The sequence below is a fragment of the Paenibacillus sp. Z6-24 genome (genome assembly GCF_054161335.1).
On the sequence record NZ_CP096398.1, the window covers coordinates 2,808,930 to 2,828,434 of the forward strand.

13 protein-coding genes and 2 riboswitches are annotated in these 19,505 nt (G+C 47.9%); of the genes, 5 read left to right on the forward strand and 8 right to left on the reverse strand.

The window, feature by feature from the left end; translation table 11 throughout:
• Nucleotides 1-675: 675 nt before the first annotated feature.
• Nucleotides 676-2,601 (forward strand): threonine--tRNA ligase, encoded by a 1,926-nt coding sequence (thrS, locus tag M1D61_RS12095; protein WP_458118786.1) that lies wholly within the window; start codon nt 676-678, stop codon nt 2,599-2,601.
• An 88-nt stretch (nt 2,602-2,689) separates the two neighbouring features.
• Nucleotides 2,690-3,022, forward strand: coding sequence for a DUF3219 family protein (locus tag M1D61_RS12100; protein ID WP_458122494.1), 333 nt, complete (start codon nt 2,690-2,692; stop codon nt 3,020-3,022).
• A gap of 326 nt (nt 3,023-3,348) precedes the next feature.
• Here M1D61_RS12100 and M1D61_RS12105 read toward each other — a convergent pair whose 3' ends face one another.
• Nucleotides 3,349-4,410, reverse strand: a complete 1,062-nt coding sequence (locus M1D61_RS12105) for a hypothetical protein (RefSeq protein WP_458118788.1) — start codon at nt 4,408-4,410, stop codon at nt 3,349-3,351.
• A 619-nt stretch (nt 4,411-5,029) separates the two neighbouring features.
• Here M1D61_RS12105 and M1D61_RS12110 point away from each other — a divergent pair.
• The 3 genes from M1D61_RS12110 to M1D61_RS12120 all read left to right on the forward strand — a co-directional run bounded on the left by M1D61_RS12110 (nt 5,030) and on the right by M1D61_RS12120 (nt 9,328).
• On the forward strand, nt 5,030-6,166 hold the full coding sequence (locus tag M1D61_RS12110) for a family 10 glycosylhydrolase (protein ID WP_458118790.1): 1,137 nt from the start codon (nt 5,030-5,032) through the stop codon (nt 6,164-6,166).
• A 211-nt stretch (nt 6,167-6,377) separates the two neighbouring features.
• Nucleotides 6,378-7,295 (forward strand): DUF4097 family beta strand repeat-containing protein, encoded by a 918-nt coding sequence (locus M1D61_RS12115; RefSeq protein WP_458118792.1) that lies wholly within the window; start codon nt 6,378-6,380, stop codon nt 7,293-7,295.
• Between the two features lie 137 nt (nt 7,296-7,432).
• On the forward strand, nt 7,433-9,328 hold the full coding sequence (locus M1D61_RS12120) for an ATP-binding protein (protein ID WP_458118794.1): 1,896 nt from the start codon (nt 7,433-7,435) through the stop codon (nt 9,326-9,328).
• Nucleotides 9,329-9,357: 29 nt separating this feature from the next.
• Here the strand turns inward: M1D61_RS12120 and M1D61_RS12125 are convergent, their stop codons facing one another.
• From M1D61_RS12125 to M1D61_RS12155, 7 genes are all read right to left on the reverse strand, one after another.
• Nucleotides 9,358-11,697, reverse strand: a complete 2,340-nt coding sequence (locus tag M1D61_RS12125) for a histidine kinase (protein WP_458118796.1) — start codon at nt 11,695-11,697, stop codon at nt 9,358-9,360.
• Nucleotides 11,694-12,269 carry a potassium-transporting ATPase subunit KdpC gene (kdpC, locus tag M1D61_RS12130; protein ID WP_458118798.1) on the reverse strand — a complete coding sequence of 192 codons (576 nt, stop codon included), beginning with the start codon at nt 12,267-12,269 and terminating at the stop codon, nt 11,694-11,696. Before kdpC ends, M1D61_RS12125 begins: the two co-directional genes overlap by 4 nt.
• A 70-nt stretch (nt 12,270-12,339) precedes the next feature.
• Entirely contained in the window at nt 12,340-14,367 is a 2,028-nt protein-coding gene (gene kdpB, locus M1D61_RS12135) for a potassium-transporting ATPase subunit KdpB (RefSeq protein WP_458118800.1), read from the reverse strand.
• A 105-nt stretch (nt 14,368-14,472) separates the two neighbouring features.
• Complete coding sequence (kdpA, locus tag M1D61_RS12140) at nt 14,473-16,077, reverse strand: potassium-transporting ATPase subunit KdpA (protein ID WP_458122495.1); 1,605 nt, start codon at nt 16,075-16,077, stop codon at nt 14,473-14,475.
• 85 nt (nt 16,078-16,162) lie between these two features.
• Nucleotides 16,163-16,243, reverse strand: coding sequence for a K(+)-transporting ATPase subunit F (kdpF, locus tag M1D61_RS12145; RefSeq protein ID WP_064505584.1), 81 nt, complete (start codon nt 16,241-16,243; stop codon nt 16,163-16,165).
• A 409-nt stretch (nt 16,244-16,652) separates the two neighbouring features.
• A riboswitch (cyclic di-AMP (ydaO/yuaA leader) is annotated at nt 16,653-16,835 on the reverse strand.
• Nucleotides 16,836-16,909: 74 nt separating this feature from the next.
• Nucleotides 16,910-17,112: riboswitch (cyclic di-AMP (ydaO/yuaA leader) on the reverse strand.
• 459 nt (nt 17,113-17,571) lie between these two features.
• Nucleotides 17,572-19,116: an SMI1/KNR4 family protein gene (locus M1D61_RS12150; protein WP_458118802.1), complete on the reverse strand. Its 1,545-nt coding sequence runs from the start codon at nt 19,114-19,116 to the stop codon at nt 17,572-17,574.
• 97 nt (nt 19,117-19,213) lie between these two features.
• Nucleotides 19,214-19,417, reverse strand: coding sequence for a DUF4177 domain-containing protein (locus M1D61_RS12155; RefSeq protein WP_458118804.1), 204 nt, complete (start codon nt 19,415-19,417; stop codon nt 19,214-19,216).
• Nucleotides 19,418-19,505: the final 88 nt, after the last annotated feature.

The window sequence follows — 19,505 nt, forward strand, 5'->3', positions numbered from 1 at the left end:
AATGTCCTTCCTTCTCAAGAAACTATTACGGTTGAAATTGCAGCTCATTCTCTCTAAATCCTTTATTTTCCATTTGAATTAATTCACTTGCAATATGATAAATCACTTTTTATAGTCATTTTTCTCTTTGCTATTTAACTGCCCTGTCGTGTTTAGCTCAAAATTTAAGCTTGACCTTTCCCCAATCCAATCCTATAATCGAGAACCAATAACACATTTCAGCAATGACCAAAGACATGATTCCCTTCATGCGCTGTCCAGAGAGAGAAGCATCTGCTGTGAGCTTCTTCAGTCGACGGTTGAGGAATTACCCCTTTGCAGCTGTGATATTGAACCGGTGCCGGATCGTTTGGGTGCTTTGTGGAAATCTGTATATCAGAGATCTGCACACTTCCTTTTGTCGCTGTCCAGGCATTTAGTAGATACCACCGTCTAATCCCCGTTAACGGATTCCAATGAGGACTCTGCTCTGTAATGACCATTCATCTGCAGGCAGGTCGAATTAGGGTGGAACCACGAGCCAAGCGCACTCGTCCCTTCTGAGATTGAGTGCTTTTTTGCGCTTATTTGTTCTTTATCTTATCCGGCCGGTCCACTGTCAGGCTGCTTGTATCGCAGCATCCGATAGCTGGCATCCTGTACCGGATAACCACTAAATCATTGGAGGTACACATTATGCCCAACTTACAATCCATTCAGATTCAGCTGCCCAACGGTGCCAGCCGTGAAGCTTATTCTGGCATTTCGGCCGGGGAGGTCGCTCATTCGATCAGCAGCAGTCTTGGCAAAAGTGCGGTTGCTGCCAAAGTGAACGGCCAGCTCGTTGATCTCAGTACGCCTTTGCAGGATCACTGTAAACTGGAGATTATTACATCCGAAAATAAACTCAGCCTTCCCATTTACCGCGTTAGTGCCGCTCATATTCTCGCTCAGGCGATCAAGCGGCTGTACGGTGCAGAGCAGGTCAAGCTGGGAATCGGGCTTGCTGTGGCCGATGGATTTTATTATGACTTTGAGCTGGATCGTCCTCTCTCTTCAGCCGATTTCCCGCAGATCGAGCAGGAAATGCAGCGAATTATTGCCGAGAATCTGCCGATCCAGCGGCAGGAATTGAACCGGGACGAAGCGATTGCCTTATTTACTTCCCAGCAAGAACATTACAAACTGGAGATGATCCGCGATCAGCCGGAGGATATCGCATTTTCCGTATATACCCAGGGTGAATTTATCGATCTGGATCGCGGTCCCCATCTTCCCTCCACTGGCAAATTACAGGCTTTCAAACTGATGAGTGTAGCAGGTGCCTATTGGCGCGGTGATGCGGCGAATCCGGTACTGCAGCGTATTTATGGTACTGCCTTTGCCGGTAAAGCGCAGCTGCAGTCCCATCTGCTCATGCTGGAGGAAGCCCGCAAGCGGGATCACCGCCGACTCGGACGTGAGCTCAAATTGTTCATGTTCTCGGATGAAGCACCGGGAATGCCCTTTTACCTGCCAAGAGGTATGGCACTGCGTACTGAGCTGGAAGACTTCTCCCGCAGACAGCAGCTGAGCCGTGGTTACGAGGAAGTTCGTACACCGATCATGATGAATCAGCAGCTGTGGGAGCAATCCGGTCACTGGGATCATTACAAGGACAATATGTACTTTTCACAGGTCGATCAGGAGAGCTTTGCCCTCAAGCCGATGAACTGTCCGGGGCATATGCTTATTTACAAAAACGAGCTGCGCTCCTACCGCGAGCTGCCGATCCGGATGATGGAATTCGGACAGGTGCACCGCCATGAATTCTCCGGCGCATTAAACGGACTGATGCGCGTACGTACATTCTGCCAGGATGATGCTCATATCTATGCTCTGCCTGAACAGATGGAGGCCGAGATTCACAAGGCGATGGAATTGATTGATGATATGTATGCTGTCTTTGGCTTCGATTATGAAATTGAACTGTCCACTCGCCCGGAAGATTCCATGGGCTCTGAAGAGCTGTGGGACCAGGCCGAGCAGGCACTGCGCAATGTACTGGAAGCACGCGGCGTCGATTATCGTCTCAATGAAGGCGACGGTGCCTTTTACGGACCGAAGATCGACTTTCACATTCTTGATGCTCTCAAGCGCAGCTGGCAATGCGGTACTATCCAGCTGGACTTCCAGATGCCGGAGAAGTTTGATCTGAGCTATATCGGCGAGGACAGTCAAAAGCATCGTCCAGTCGTAATCCACCGGGCCATCTACGGATCAGTAGACCGGTTCCTCGGTATTCTGACTGAGCATTATGCAGGAGCATTCCCGCTGTGGCTCGCTCCGGTACAGGCGAGAATTCTGCCTGTGTCCGATCATTACATCGATTACGCTCTACAGGTCAAGAAGATTCTGTCCGATGCCGGGCTGCGAGTCGACGCCGATATCAGCGGCAATAAGCTCGGTTACAAAATGCGTGAAGCCCAGCAGGAGAAGATTCCTTACATTCTCGTCGTCGGGGAAAAGGAACAACAGTCTGGCAGCGTCAATGTACGCAGATACAATGAAGATGCGCAGATTATGATGCCTATAGATGATGCGATCGGACAGCTGCAAGCACAAATTGAGCAAAAATCCTAGCGTACCATACCCCTGCTGATTAACACCTCCCGGCAGCCGGGTAACAGTGAGGGAAACAGACTATTTAATGAAGGAGGAACCGTTGACTATGCCGCATTCCGATTCATCCGTATTGATCCAGCTGGGCGATCTGGAGATTCACGGACTCCATTATGAGGAAAAGCAATTCGTCGATGCCAGTAAACCCGATTCAGCAGAGCTTAGACTGATTACATTTGATTTTGTGATTACCGGCAGTCAGGAATATCATGATGTAACCATCCTGCTCTACAATCCGACAGTAGATGTCCGGGTTCCTGATCGCCAGCTGCAATTTCAGGCTGCTGTGCATAACTACTTTACCTCGGTTCCAAAGTTTGAAAAGGATACCGATACGGTAGATGTTCATCTTGAACTGATCGAGGTACTGTCCGATGTATGAGGCCAGGTAACATTCCTGGCATGAAGTACTATTTCTTCCATGCTCATTCTACAGCGAGTGAACGATTTATGAACTTGATAATGTGTTAATTTACAATGGATTATTGCAAACTCTTCTCTGTTATATAGAAGTAAAATTGCAGACTGCATATCAAAAAGGACAGACATGGCGTATTTCTTCGCCTGCCTGTCCTTTTTGATAATTCCAGGGTCGATTCTCAAGATGGTTGCAATCTGTATTTTTACAATCGTTACAGCATATATTCTCGCCGAATTCGAATAGGCCGTCTATTATTCTGATATGCGATTTACTGCTGGTTACTCCACTTAATTGGTTGATTTGAAAATGGAGCTGTTAATCCAGTTCCGATGTACATAGGCAGGTGAGTTATCAAGCGTACCGTACCATTTGCCATTACGCTGCTCTGTGTATTCGGTATATTGACTCCATGGATACGCCTGCTCTTCATTGAAGCGGGACACCTGCACGTTCTCGTAGCGCTGGTTCATCGTTGTTCCCTGGATATTATTGCCGTCAAACGCCTTTTTGGCAATGGACGTTACTCTTTTGACCGATGTGGAATCCGTATCGCTGTCCGTCCATTTGGTTGGCGCAATCAGCACCTGGGTGTTATTAACAACAAAATAGGCGTTGTAATACGTATCCGTACTTACCGTTTTGGACAGATAGAATTTGACGTTTTTGACCTGATTGCCATCATACTTCTGATTGGTCGAATCTCCGTAATAGAATCCGTTTGAACGGATGTATGGCAGCCAGCGATGTGTACCGGTCTGGTAAGCATAACCTGCTTCGATCGCGCCCCGTTCCGAGTCGAATCCATAATATACCCATGGCTGCTCTCCTTCACCCAGGCCACTTACAGCCGGAAGTGTAATATCCGAAGTAATACTGTCAAATCCCTCAAAGCCGAGCTGGCGTCGCTCAAACGCACCTGTTGTTCCACCATTGATCTGATTAACCGGGAAGGTATTATTCGGATTGAACTGTGTGGAACTGGTGAGATTATTAACCTCGTCATCTCGTTTGGCAGCGCCCAGATAGCCACGCTTGGAGCTGTATACTTCACCTGTCACCGTCATATACGTATAATCCGCATTCGTTAATTGCTGAACTTCTCCAGCCTGAACGCCCAATGTGCTAGAAGCGGACTGTTCATTACTTTCCGCAGCATCGCCGGATGCATCACGAATGACTGCCTTTTTTTGCTGTTGAAAAAAGCCAGAGTCGATGTTCTGGGCTGCAGTACTGGTTGACAGCTGCAGCTTCTGATTTACGGGAGTATTGTTTTCTGCGTAAGCAGTTGCGAATGGCAGGCTGAATAGTGCTGCCATTCCAAGTGATAATACCATTTTAGCTGTTTTCATAAGTATTTCCTTTCAATTCCTTAAGTATAGTTGTAGGTTTATTGGTTCCTGCGCGCTTTTACTATCTGCGCTGCTGTCCGCCTCCACTGAAACCTGCAACCGGATAATAATATCTATGATTTATTTGCTCATAACATGATCCGGTTAGCTAGAATACTCCTTCAGAATGGGTATAAAACCTATATATACATTACCACGTTTTCGCAACAAGTTAAAATTTGGTGCATATCCCTATGCTTTTAACAACTGACTTACACTTTCATGAATTTATAACTGTAGGAATTTCATATCATCTGTGAAAATTTTATGTCTGTTACAAAAATAATTTTAATTTTTGTTCAAATATGTGAAACATTTTATGATTAGGATACGTAATATATAGTATACCTAATCAAAGCAGGACGTATTTTGCGAAAAATGTCTGTCAGTTGGATACCAGACGGCTTTTCATGAGATAAGATCGCTTTTGCAGGCTGCAGCTGCTTCTATCGTATTGTAACGATGTTACCGTTCATCATTTATTCATATTATAATGGTATAGTTACTAAAAGTAATAAAGAATCAGCGCGGCACTTACACAAATCAAAAACATACGGATTCACGAAAGGACCGACCTCAAATGAAAAAACTAGCTTATTCGCTCTCTGCTGCTTTATTGGCCTTGACCATTATGCCATGGCAGGCTTCCACTGCCAGTGCAGCTGAACCGGCTGCTCCGGTAACACCGCTGACTAACGAAATCACAGTACAGACTGAAGCCAATTTCCGTAATGCAGATGATGTTAATTCTTTCATTATCAAAGCTGCACGCAATCATGTATCGGTTATCAATATGAGTGTAAAACAGGATAGCGATGTGAACGGCAACTCTGGTTTTGCTTTTTATGACAGCCAGATTGTTCCAGAAGCGATTGGATATGACAGCTTCGATGCGCTGGCAGCTGTAATCAACAAAGCCCATGAATATGGCATCAAAGTACGTGCATGGGTACCACAGGCTCAGGACAAAGCTGCTATCGACATTAACTCTTCCTGGCAGATGCGTACTATCGATGATAAAGGTAAGATCTCTTCTTATACTGGATACACCGGTACGGAAAATCATGTTAATCTGTTCGATCCAGCTGTTCAGCAGTATGAACGCTCCATCGTCAAGGAAGTTGTACAGAATTACAATATTGACGGTGTTGTAGTAAGCGGTCTCGATTTTGATAATGAACGTGTGGATATGAATACTTCTACTATCAATGCTTTCCGTCAAACAAACAGCTTTGATCCTAGAGAGATCGATTTTACAAGAAGCAGCAGCGCCAGCAAAATTACAGAATGGAATAATTGGAAAGCTCAGCAAATGGCTTCCTACTTACAATCGATCAGTACGGATGTAAAAACAATCAAACCGGATCTGGCTTTGGGCGTATATACTGCTTCTCCGGATAAAGACAACTCCGGTCAGGATATTGCCCTGTTCAGTCAGTATGTGGACTTCCTGCTGCCAATGGCAAACTACAGCGGTCTGGGTCATTCGGTAGACTGGATCTATAACTCCACAGGTATTTTGGCAAGCACCCAAGCAAAAGCAGCCGACAAAACACTGATTCCTGCAGTAGATGCGAATATTGACACCAATACTGCAACCGATCTTTACAACGGACTGCGTACCAACCAGCCGCAAGTAACAAGTGTGAACTATTATGGAATTGGTCAATGGACAGAGGCCATGATGAATAATCTGGGACTGCGTTCCAGCATGTAAGCCTATTGTTGAAGCACTTTTATCATTTTATCAAGCAGAAGCAGCCTCCTTCCTTTCCGGGAAAGAGGCTGTTTTATCTGAGTATCATGCTGCAACTTGTGATGCTTCTTAACGAGTGCTATACTAGGTCCGCATATAACCGTACATATTTTATCCAGCTTAATGTTTTACTATTTTCAGACTGTACGAGTCCTGAGGAGGAAAGTACATTATGAACCTTATTCGAGTGAAGCGGTCATGGATGATCTGGGGTGGATTCTTCATTAGCGTTATAGCGGCCTCCGTGATCTGGATGATATATATGAATCATATTTCCAGGCCGGATACTGCACATACACAGATCTGGTCTACACAGCATGGTGAATTGAAGCATCTACGAATTGATTCCGATTATGAAATTGCTGTCCAGTTTGAACCAAGCGTAGAAGGCAAGGACAGTGTCCAGCTCCATGGTGAGCTGTCCCCCTATGTGATTCGGCAGCTGAGCCAGCTGAATATCCAGCGGCAGACGCTCCATTTACAGCTCAAGCAGCCGCATTATCCTAGAGATGGATGGAGTGGTAACCTGCCTGCCCATGTGCAATATATTACTGTACGGCTCGCTGATCCGCAGAGTCTGGAATCAGCCGAGTTCTACTTGGCTTCCGCTCAAACCAATCTCACCGATGTCACTGCCGACCGGATTGTCGCGCACAGCGGCTCCGGACGTATCAAGGCCCAGCAGCTGAATGGTCACACCGAACTGTATACATCTTCTGGCGATATTCTGGTGCAGCAGTGGCACGGCGACCAGCTTGAGCTGGAATCAAGCTCCGGCAGTATCCGGATAAATAAGGCCAGCGGCCGGGTTCATTCCTTTACCGGATCCGGACAGCTTCATATCGGACATCTTGATGGCGAAGGGCAGATTGAAGCCAAATCCGGCGATGTAGATATTCTACTGACAGATATTCATCGTTTAAAGGTGAATGCTCAGACGGGGAATGTACTTATTCATGATGACTCACCTGCTAAGGGAAGTTATGATATCCATTCGGAGACAGGGCAGGTGAAGCGGCCCGCTTCTGGTTCCCATAGTCAGCTGTATATCCGCGTGCGTACTACAACCGGAAATATAACCGTCACTTGAGGCAATCCTTGTAAATGTGACATATCCTTCCGAGTATTTTATCAATAAACTGTATTTATGATTATTCTGTAAATAATAACCATTCTATAATCTGCAATTGTAAAAAATATGTTATAACTAGTAGAAGAAATGAAATTATGAATGACAACCTGGAGTGTGACATGACTACCGAACCCCAACAATTACGCGAATTGTTAACTGACAATTGCAGCAGTCATATCCTTTATGTATACAATGATCCATCTTCTTATCTAGACCGCCTGGTCTCCTATATGCAAATCGGGCTGCAGCAGGGCAGCTATGTGCTGATCGCTGAGGAGGCTTCCATTTACAAACAGGCAGTTGAACGGTTATCGTCTGAACTGGCAGCAGGGCAGCCGAATCGTCTGTATTATATCGATCATACCTCCTTCAGCCTGCCCTACACAGGTTCTCCTTTTGATCGGCTTTTGACTTATTTCCGTAATAATATACAGCAGGCTGACTATGACCAGCAGCTGCCCGTATATATCTGGTCTTATCAGTATTTGACAGAGACAGCATTCAATGTTTCCGGTCCTCTGTCAACCGGCATAGCGTTGTCCGAGCAGTCGGTGATATCTGTAGAAACAAAATGTATATATGCCTGCAACGGACAGCAATTGACCGCAGCCGCGCAGCTGCAGCTAATGCGGGATTATCCTTATCTCATGACCGATCAGGAAATGGTGCCTTCTCCCCTGTATATGGAATCACCCACTCGGACAGAAAAGGGGCAAAATAACGGAACAGCCGACAGTCAACATGAATACGGTTCAATAGTGTCGCCGCAGAATCAGCCGGAAGCGGAAAAGCTGAAGCAGCAAACTATCGAGCAAACCGTGCGGGCCAAAAGTGATTTTCTAGCGATGATGAGTCACGAGATACGCACGCCAATGAACGGAGTGATCGGGATGACCCAGCTGCTGCTCGATTCACCAGATCTCAGCGAGCAGCACCGTGAATATGTACAGGTTATTGCCAAAAGCAGCCATTCGTTGCTGACTATCATTAACGATATTCTTGACTTTTCCAAAATAGAAGCCGGCAAAACCGAGCTGGTGAAAGAGCCTTTTAATATCCATTATCTAATGGCAGAGACGCTGGATATTATACTTGTACGTGCAAAAGAAAAAAATCTGGAGGTCAGCCTGTCCATTCATCCTCATATACCGGAATGGCTCATTGGTGACCCGAAGCGCCTGCGGCAGGTTCTGCTTAACTTGATCAGCAATGCTATCAAGTTTACGATGGATGGCAGCGTACGAATTGCGGCACGTCTGCTGGGCAGCAGCCTGGAACCCCTGACAATTCAATTCAATGTAACGGATAGCGGAATCGGTGTTCCTGCAGACAAAGTAGACTATTTATTCCAGCCTTTTCATCAGTTGGATAACTACATCACCCGCACAACAGAAGGCACAGGCCTGGGGCTCGCTATCAGTAAAAGTCTGGTTGAGATGATGAATGGCAGGATCTGGATCGAATCTCTGCCTGGGCGGGGTACCCGATTCTGTTTTACAGCCAGCTTTGAGCCGGAAGAATTACCTGTTGTGCCGGCTGATCTGCCTATACCCAATCAACGTATTCAACTGCGTTCACCATTAAATATTTTGATTGCCCGGGAATCTGCCACCAGCCGGAGTCATCTGCAAAAGATACTGCTAGAATTGGGATATACCGCTACCATGGTGAGCAGCTTTCAACAAGTCATAGAAAATATGGCGGTTGTCACTTATCAGATTCTGTTTATGGATATACAAATGTCTGCCAGCGATGGACAGGACATTGTGCAGTGGATACGTGAAATGTCAGTATACGACAGCCATTCCGCCCGACGGCCTTATCTGGTGAGCATCGCTGGAGCAGAACAAGCCAGCGAGCATGGACACCATCTTCAGACGGGTATGGATGAATACCTGTTTGAACCATTATCTGCACGTCAGATTGCCGGAGTGCTGCGAAGATACGAAGAACATTACGACCAGCATGGACCTGATCATTTCACTCCCTGACCGAAAAAAGGTCACAGCCGCTGAATGCTTCAATCTCTGTCAGCTACGACCAAAATATCCATATTGCGTGCATAACGCAGCACTTTGCGTAATATCGATTCTCTTCCCCACCGTTTCCAGCGGGGAGTGCTGGATTGGCCCAGAAGCATCTGTGTAGCCTGATGCTTCTGGGCCTCTTCGTTGATAATCCGGGCCAGATGAGTGAGTTCCTTGCAATCCGGCTCATACTGGATATTGAATTCGCCGCCGAGCCGGGTAGTGAGCTTATCGAATTTATCCGCTTTGACAGCAGCCTCTCCGGCCAGCGACTGCGGCTTTCCCATATGAATATGGGTCACAATCAATCTGGCTTTCAGCCGGTAAGCAATCCGAAATCCTCTGCGGATCAGCCGCTCGGCTTCATGATCCAGTTTTACCCCGACAAAAATAATCTCTTCCCGGTGCCATGGCCCCCGCAGTGAATCAAGACGCTCCCAGGATTCGAGCCGGTCATCCACATCATCCGCCACTTCTCGCAGTGCCAGTTCGCGCAGTGCAATCAGATTACCCAGTTTAAAAAAATGGTTCATCGCCTGCTCTACCTTGGCAGCAGCATAGATTTTGCCTTCTTCCATCCGCTGCTGCAGCGTCTGTGGAGTTACATCGATCAATTCCACTTCGTCCGCCAGATGAAGAATCGAATCGGGAACCGTCTCGCGCACACGAATTCCGGTAATTCGCTCCACGGCATCATTCAGACTTTCCAGATGTTGAATATTGACAGTGGAAATAACCGAAATGCCCGCATCCAGCAGCTCACGGATATCCTCATACCGCTTGCTGTTGCGGCTGCCCGGTACATTCGTATGCGCCAGCTCGTCGATCAGCGCCACTTCCGGATTACACTTCAGTATGGAATCGAGATCCATTTCTTCCAGATGAAGGTCTCCATAAGCGATTCGGGATTTGGGAATCATCGGCAGTGTGGCAGCCTGAGCGGCTGTTTCCTTGCGGCCATGTGTCTCCAGCAGTCCAATCACTACATCAATGCCCTGCTTAAGCAGTTCATTTCCTTCTCTCAGCATCGTATAAGTTTTTCCAACACCTGGTGCTGCGCCCACATATACTTTAAATGTTCCCCGCTTGATCCGGTCAATTTTGCGTTTGATTTCTTCGGAAAGCAGACGCCGGTAGACTTCATCGCGCTTGATTGCTCCCGTGCGGGCAGGCAGAATACGCTCTCCCTCCTGCTCCGCCCGATCCGCCATCAAGAAAATATCAATATCCCGCGTATACAGCAGCAGCCCATTAATAACCGACCGGTTCACCACTTCCTGCCAGCGATTCTGCCGGGAATGCCCCAGTACGATCCGGGTCACCTGGTGTTCACGGGCATAATGAACCATCTGTCTTGGCAGCATCCGGCGCGATCGAATCGGAATTTCTTCAAACGTACCGCCAATCTGCCGGGTCAGTTCACGAAATGCATTTTTAAAAGTCTGTTCTTCTCTCGTTAGCTTTCGGTTTGAATTACAAAATGAAACGACCAGCAGATCTCCACTAAGTCGCCTGGCAATCTGCTGACCACGCCGGATATAGATCGAACCGTTCCAGTGATACTGCGCCGATACCATAATTCGCTCCGCAGTTCCGATTGGCCCGGTAAGCCCCTGCTCGGCCCGATGCTTTTCCAGCGTACCGCCTACTCCTTCTGCCACGGTGCGCAGTGCCAGCTCACGCAGTACGGCCAGGTTCCCTCTTTCAAAATACTCACGGTCTGCACTGTTATTCAAATGACCGGCAAAATAACGCTGGAGAATCACCTCCGGCGTTACATCAATCAGACGAACTTCATCTGCCTGTTCCAGCACATTGGCAGGGACGGTACACTCCACTTCACGACCGATATACTGCCGCGCCAGTTCAGCTACCCCTTCCAGCTCATATACGTTCACAGTGACCATAATACTGATACCGCGCTGCAGCAGATACTGAATATCTTCCCAGCGGGTAGCGTGTCTTGCTTCCGGTCGATTGTGATGAGCCAGATTGTCAACCAGCAGCACTTCCGGATTGCGGGTCACAATTTGTTCGATATTCAGGTCTTTCATTTCAGTCTGCTGTCCCTGCTTGTCCGTTTTCATCCAGTGAATGCTCGGGATTCGTTCAAGGTCGCCCAGCTGCTGTACCGTCTCCGGCCGGTGGAGTGTGGATACGGCGCACATGGCTACATCGATACCTTCCTGCTTGAGCAATTGACCATCCCGCAGCATATGATAAGTCTTACCGGAGCCGCTAACGGCCCCAATATAGACTTTGAGTTTGCCATGATGCAGTTTGGCAATCATTTGCAGCAGTTCTTCCGGTGTTTTGCGTCGAAACGTACTCACGACTGTATACGCAGCTGCTGTACAGCCAGATTCAGCTTCAGTACATTTACCGCCGGCTCACCAAAGATGCCAAGCTGTGCAGGAGTCGTATTATTGCTTACGATCGACTCTAGCTGCTCTGCAGACAGACCAGTCAGCTGACTGATTCGGGGAATCTGGGCTGCCGCTGCCTGAGGCGTAATATCTGGATCCAGTCCAGAACCAGAATTGGTAATCAGATCCACCGGCAGAGAAGATGCCGATACGCCCGGATTCTGCTTCTGCCATGTAGTAACCGATTGTTCAATCCGCTTGATCAGTTCAGGATTGGAAGGAGCATAGTTCGGTGAACCGGAACCATTTGCATTGTAATCGATACTGGATACTCTGCTCTGAAAATAATGAGGATCGGTGAATGACTGTCCAATCAGCTCGGAACCAATCACGTCATGATTGCTGTTATAGACCAGGCTGCCAGCCGCTTGATGCGGCATGACAACTCTGGCAACTCCGGTAATGACAAGCTGATACAGCACACAGCACAGGACAAACAATACTGCAATCGTACGTAAGGTAATCCATACATTTTTCACGTTTATTCTTTCCTTTCCGAATAGGCGATTGATCTTGCTCAGGTACACAGGGAAACGATTACTATCGAATTCAGACAAACCACTGGATCAGCAGATCAATCAGCTTGATCCCGATAAACGGAACCGCCACGCCGCCAAAGCCATAAATAAACAGATTACGCTGCAGCAGGCGGCTGGAGCTCATCGGCTTGTAGGTTACACCTTTCATCGCGAGCGGGATCAGAATCGGGATAATAACCGCATTAAAGATCAGTGCCGACAGAATCGCCGAGGTCGGTGAATGCAGATTCATTACATTGAGCAGCTGCATCTGCGGAATAGCTACCATGAACATGGCCGGAATAATCGCAAAATACTTGGCAATATCATTCGCAATACTAAAGGTGGTCAGACTGCCGCGTGTCATCAGCAGCTGTTTGCCGATTGCTACCACTTCGATAATTTTAGAAGGATCAGAGTCCAGATCGATCATGTTCGCCGCTTCTTTGGCTGCTACCGTACCGCTATTCATCGCAATCCCCACATCGGCCTGTGCCAGTGCCGGAGCATCATTCGTACCGTCGCCGGTCATTGCTACCAGTTTGCCTTCTGCCTGCTCACGGCGGATAACGGCAATCTTGTCTTCCGGTGTACTTTCCGCGATATAATCATCCACACCAGCTTCCCGGGCAATCGTCGCTGCTGTCAGCGGGTTATCACCGGTACACATAATGGTCTTGATCCCCATGCTTCGCATCTGTTCAAATCGTTCTTTCATACCGGTCTTGACCGTATCCTTAAGGTAAATCAATCCGTAAATCGTATTGTCTACCGCTACTGCCAGCGGCGTACCCCCTGCCGAGGCAATCGCATCACTATTGGATTGCAGCGAAGCGGGAATGGTCCCGCCCTGCTCGGTCACCCAGTTTTTGACTGCATCGACAGCGCCCTTACGCACTCTGCGTCCATCCAGCAGATTTAGTCCGCTCATCCGTGTCTCTGCTTTGAATTCAATAATCTCCACGCCCATCCCCAATTCCTGATCGTAATTCCAGCCCTGCTTTTTCATAAGTTCCAGTACGGAACGCCCTTCCGGTGTCTCATCATAAGTCGAGCTGATTGCTGCCCAGTAACCGACCTCCTGTGCAGAATGACCATCTGTTGGCACAAATTCACTTGCCATCCGGTTACCGTAAGTGATTGTACCTGTTTTGTCGAGAATGATGGTGTTGATATCGCCGGAAGCTTCTACCGCTTTGCCTGACATGGCCAGTACGTTAAATCGTGTAACCCGGTCCATCCCGGCAATCCCGATCGCTGACAGCAGCCCGCCGATTGTCGTCGGGATCAGACAGACCAGCAGCGCGATCAGTACAGGCACAGCCAGATCAATCTCCAGATAATTAGCCATAAACGGCAGTGTCACCACAACCATCAAGAAGACAATCGTCAAGCTTATCAATACTGTGTTTAAAGCAATCTCGTTAGGTGTCTTCTGCCGCTCGGCTCCTTCGACCAGACTGATCATCCGGTCCATAAAGGACTCGCCGGGATCGCTTGTTATGCGTACTTTGATCTCATCACTGATTACCATTGTACCGCCGGTCACCGAACTGAAGTCGCCGCCTGCTTCCTTGATTACCGGAGCCGATTCACCGGTAATGGCAGATTCGTCCACTGATGCCAGTCCCTTGATCACTTCACCATCACCCGGGATCATCTCTCCCTGGGAGACCTGGACAATATCGCCTTTACGCAGATCGGTTGAAGGCACTTCGACAATGCGGTCACCCTCCACGCGATGAGCCATGATTTCCTTTTTGGTCTTTTTCAGTGAATCCGCCTGCGCTTTACCCCGTCCCTCGGCCAGCGCCTCGGCAAAGTTGGCGAACAGTATCGTGAACAGTAAAATAACAGCCACCGCTATATTAAAGCCGGTCGATACCGCCTCTCCAAAAGCATTCGGTATAAAGATCAGCCAAATGCTGATCAGCAGGCCAACTTCAACGACGAACATGACCGGATTTTTCATCATCAATTTTGGGTTTAACTTGATCACCGATTGCTGCAAAGCCTTGCTAATCAGTTCCCGGTTCATCACGGAAGCTTGATTTTTCATTGCTGATTCCTCCACTTGAAATGTCTCTATTTTAGCTGTGCTTGATTTGATTTGGTTATACATTTGCAGTTGGCAGCCGGCTCATATTCCGGACAGCCGATCCTTTTACAAAGTCAGCTGTTCTGCAATCGGTCCCAGTACCAGTGCCGGGAAGAAGGTCAGTGCGCCTACAATCACTACAGCGACCACGAATACGAGACCGAACAGCGGCTGATCCGTACGCAGTGTACCACTTGTCTCCGGCACCGGCTTCTTCATAAGCAGAGATCCTGCTACAGCCAGCAGCGTCACCATCGAGAAGTAACGCGCAATAAACATCACTGCACCGGTCGATACATTCCAGAATATTGTATTATCGCCAAGTCCCTCAAAACCCGAACCGTTATTGGCAGCAGCGGAAGTGAACTCATACAGCACCTGTGTCAATCCGTGATAGCCCGGATTGGAAATGGTGTCCGGGTATGTCATGAGCGCAATAGCTGTCGGCGCCAGAATGAGCAGCGGCTGAATCAACAGCGTAACTGCAATCAGCTTCATCTCTCTACCTTCAATCTTGCGCCCCAGGAATTCCGGGGTTCGTCCAACCATCAGCCCGGACAGGAATACTGCGATAATGGCATACATGAGTACGTTGAGGATACCGACTCCCGAACCGCCAAAGACCGTATTCAGCATCATATTGCCGATAGCGATCATACCTGCGATTGGAGTTAAGGTATCATGCATCGTATTGACTGCTCCTGTCTCCGATGCCGTTGTAACGACCGAGTAAAAGGAAGATTGTTCTACGCCGATACGTACTTCCTTGCCTTCCATCAAACCTGTACCCTGCTGGATACCCGCCTGCTGAATCAGCGGATTGCCCTGGTGTTCACTGAAGAGCGACACGCTCAGCATCACGATAAACATCATCATCATCGAGACGAACAGTACACGTCCTTGTTTGCGATTGCCAACCATCTTGCCATATGTAAATGGCAGGGAAACCGGAACCAGCAGCATCATTATAATTTGCAGCATATTACTAACCCCACCCGGATTCTCAAACGGATGCGCGGAATTGACTCCCATAAATCCCCCTCCATTGTTACCAAGTTCTTTAATCGCCAGAAAAGTTCCCATAGGTCCTGTGGCAATCTGCTGCTGTGCACCTTCAAGCGTCTGGGCTGTCACTCCAGTCTGCAAGGTCTGCGGTACACCCAGACCGATCAAAATAATCGCGGCTACAGTAGCTATGGGAAGCAGGATACGGGTCAACGCCCGGGTCAAATCCACAAAGAAATTGCCCAACGGCTTGCCAGCCAGTCCACGTATAAAGGCGATTGCCACCGCAATACCCGTAGCCGGTGAGACAAACATCATAAACACAATAGCGGTCATCTGCGAGAATAACGACAATCCGCTCTCGCCACTGTAATGCTGAAGGTTTGTATTGGTCATAAAGCTGACTGCCGTATTAAAAGCCAGATCAGGACTCATTGCCCCAATATCTGCCGGATTAAGCGGCAGCTTGTCCTGCAATCGGAAAATCAGATAAACAATCAAAATTAATATCGAGTTGCTGATCAGTACGGCGGCTGCATACTGTTTCCAGGTCTGATTGTCCTGACGAATACCACCAATACGGTAAATTCCTTTTTCCAGAGGGCCAAACCAGCGATCCAACCGACCCCGGGTATCATCAAATGCCCGGGCGATATAATTGCCCATCGGACGCGCCAGCAAAATGATGATAATCAGGGTTACTACAATGCCGATATATGGAAGAATACTCACAACACTCTCTCCTGCCTATTTAAAATTTTTCCGGATAAATCAAGGCATAACACAGATACACCAGCAAACCAGCAATAATGATCCACAGTAACCAGGTCACTTGTCATTCCCTCTTTCTCCCATGACTCGGGATGACCATTCAGCCAGTCCTCCAAGTGCGAATGCGATGAGTATTACCAATACAATCATCATGATGTCCAGCATAATTTTGTTGCTCCTTCATAATAAGTTCAGCTTCCTATCCTTTGCCTGTACAGAATACAGACTCTCTGGTTATATCCCTTTGTCTGTTTGACGGCTGCATTATCACCTGAATTATGTCATCTACAACTCGTTGTTAGTTGTATTTAATTTAATTACAGATGCGATTTTAGCAAAGTTTGGCGCAAAAAAAGAAGCCTGGAGAAAAGCAGAACTTTTCTCCAGGCTTCCTTGCAGCTGCTTTACCTGTCATACGCATTCACCGAATGCAGTACAAACAAGCTTCACATCTGTGATAAGCCGGATATAAGTTCTCCCTGATACGCTGACGAGGTTAGCTGTCGGGTTCGGGCTGGAAGATTGCCCGTTCCGGTAGTATCCGGAATTCACCCCATGTCATGCCAAGTATGAACTGTATTTCAGTCCGTATCTGTTATGACGTTTGGTTCCCCCGCTCTCCATGTTCAATGGAAACTAAGCGTTGCGACGTTTTCCTGCATGTTGCTCAAAGCATAATAAAACACAGAGCCTTTATACCCTGTGTCATGGTGGCACAAGTTCACACTCCCTCTCTCCATCTACGCTTACGAGGTTAGCTGTCGGATTCGGGCGGTGAGAGTCGCCCTACCTTCAGGGCCGATACCATGGTGATCAGCCTGAAGGATTCACCCCTTGCAGTCAATATGGTGGCTCTCACACCACCAATATTTACTGTATCATTGGTTCCCCCGTTTTCCGGTAAACCCGGAAACTCAGCAATTGCAGAACATAAAACCCAAGTATAAGGACTGCCTATTTATAGCAGTCGCTGATTCCAGATTTGCACATGAAATCTGTGAATCTCTAAATCCTGAAATGTATATTACGCCTGTCCTTGCTAACTGTAAAGGTGAAGGAAAAGGCAAAATAGACCTTGCTGGTTCACAGTTGTTCCTTTGCAACAATTATTAATTTTTTATCTATCTCAACCTCTGTTTTGCTCTATCTTGCTTTGATTTTCTTAAGTTCGACATTGTTTGCAAGTATGTATTCAGTTATTCTTGCAAAATCATGAAAACAATTATGTCATTCCTTTCAATCACCATTCTACACTAATCTTGCCCCGGCGATTCGAATCGGTGTTTGCATGCCAAAAAAACGGAGCGCTCCGGGCGCTCCGTCTCACAGTTCACTTATGCCTGTATAATCACTCTGTTTATTGTTCTGTTCATCTGCTCTTCTCTACAATTAGCGGGTATGACGAAGCCAGATATCCTGCTGTTCGTCCGTCATTTCTCCAATCATTTGCGAGAAATTGACATACTGGGCAAAGGCATCTTTGAGCAGCTCAAACTGGGCAAACGTTCCGGTGAATTTCTCCAGTGTGACCGAGCCGCTGATCGATTCCAGATTGCCAATAAGGCATCCTTCCATCAGCTTGAGTTCCTTGAGTGCCGGCAGATCAGCCAGCGCAGAGACATCCTCAATGTGAGATTCGTATAGGGTCAGGCTCTCCAGCTGGTTATATCCGCTCAAGTACTGGATATTCCGGTCATGCAGTCCACCAATATACAGTTTGCGCAGCGGCAGCATGCGGCCCAGCTGTTCCCAGTCTTCCGGCAGCCATTCATCCGCCCCCAGAATGGTAAGTTCACAGAGCTCGGGCAGGCTGGCAATAAATTCAGCTGCCTGACGTGTCGGAGCCGAAATCGCCAGCTTGTGCAGTGTAGTCATCTCGGCGAGTGGAGAGTAATCCTGCACCGCCGTGCCCCGGCAGTCCAGCTCATACAGACGCGTCAGAGCAGTCAGCGGCTTCAAATCCTGTACCTGGGTATCCTCGATATTCAAAATTTGCAAATAAGGCAGATTCTGCAGCGGTGACAGATCACGTATCGGGTTACGGAACAGATGCAGCTTTTTGAGCTCACGACAGTGTGCCAGAGGCGTAATGTCATCAATTGCATTACGGTTCAGCAGCAGCTCGCGCACCTGGATACACTGAGCCAGCGGGCTCGCATCCGTCAGCTCTGCATCCGGCAAATAAATCTGACTCGCCGTTACAAAAGATTCCGCATCTCCGTATCCTTCCGTAATCAGATCGCGCCAGACCGGGTCCAGACTCGCAAACCAGGTATCCAGCTGGTCGCTTTCTTCTCCCTCAGGCAGCTGGATAATATCACCCATCGCATACATCTGGGCATCCTTGAGCAGACGGGATTGATCACTGCGTCCGTATACCCAGTAGCCCATGCCTTCTTCTTCCACAACCGTATAATTGCCTTCGCGGACCATATCCCGCATAAAATGAATAAATTCGCCCAAACTGGGCGCGATCACATGTTTCATTTCCTCATCTCTGCCAAAATTGATCACCTGTCCGACAATGCCTTTTTCGGCAGGGTCCAGATCAATTCCAAGATGATTGCCTCCACCATCATGACAGAATGGAAGCCAGCCTTTGTTGATATACTGCTCCTTGATCCAGCCGGATGGAATGGAATAATGATCACCCAGTTCCTGATATTCCGGCTGCAGGTCCGACCATATTTTCCATTCGCTCACCATATCGTCCAGACTCAAAAACTGAAGCCCGAAGAAAAGGCCGGGACCGTTGCGGGATTCCCCGTTATGAATATGATAGAGCTGCCTCAATTCATCCGGAAAAGTCACTCCCATCACCTGTTCGGCATGAGTGATCTCCATATCTCCGGCAGGCGGCAGCAAAAAATCTTCCAGGCTGCTCATCTCCGGTCTCAAAATGGACTTGATTTCCTCGATCCATGTTCCTATCATATACAAGCCTCCTTCCTTCTAACTTAAACCAATCTGTGCTATTTGTATTCATCTACCGAACACAAGCTGCCTGTACCTTTCTCTATGTAATTCCCGATTAATCCAGAAGAGCGCTGCGTTTGAAAATGAGGACGATCTCGCCGAGGTCCCCCTGGCTCACAGTCGTATCAAAGGAGGATACCAGCTCCCAGCCATCAAATCCAAGATTGTTAAGCTCCTCCTGAAGCAGATGACCGTCGACTCTACCATTTACAAAACCGGCTGCAGGTAATTTTAATGTTTTATATTCCCACTGACTCATGGTATGATCTTCCTTTCTCCAAAACAATTCGGCATTCGCAGAAACGGGTATACATTGTATACGGAAGCTGCTGCCGATTATCGAATGT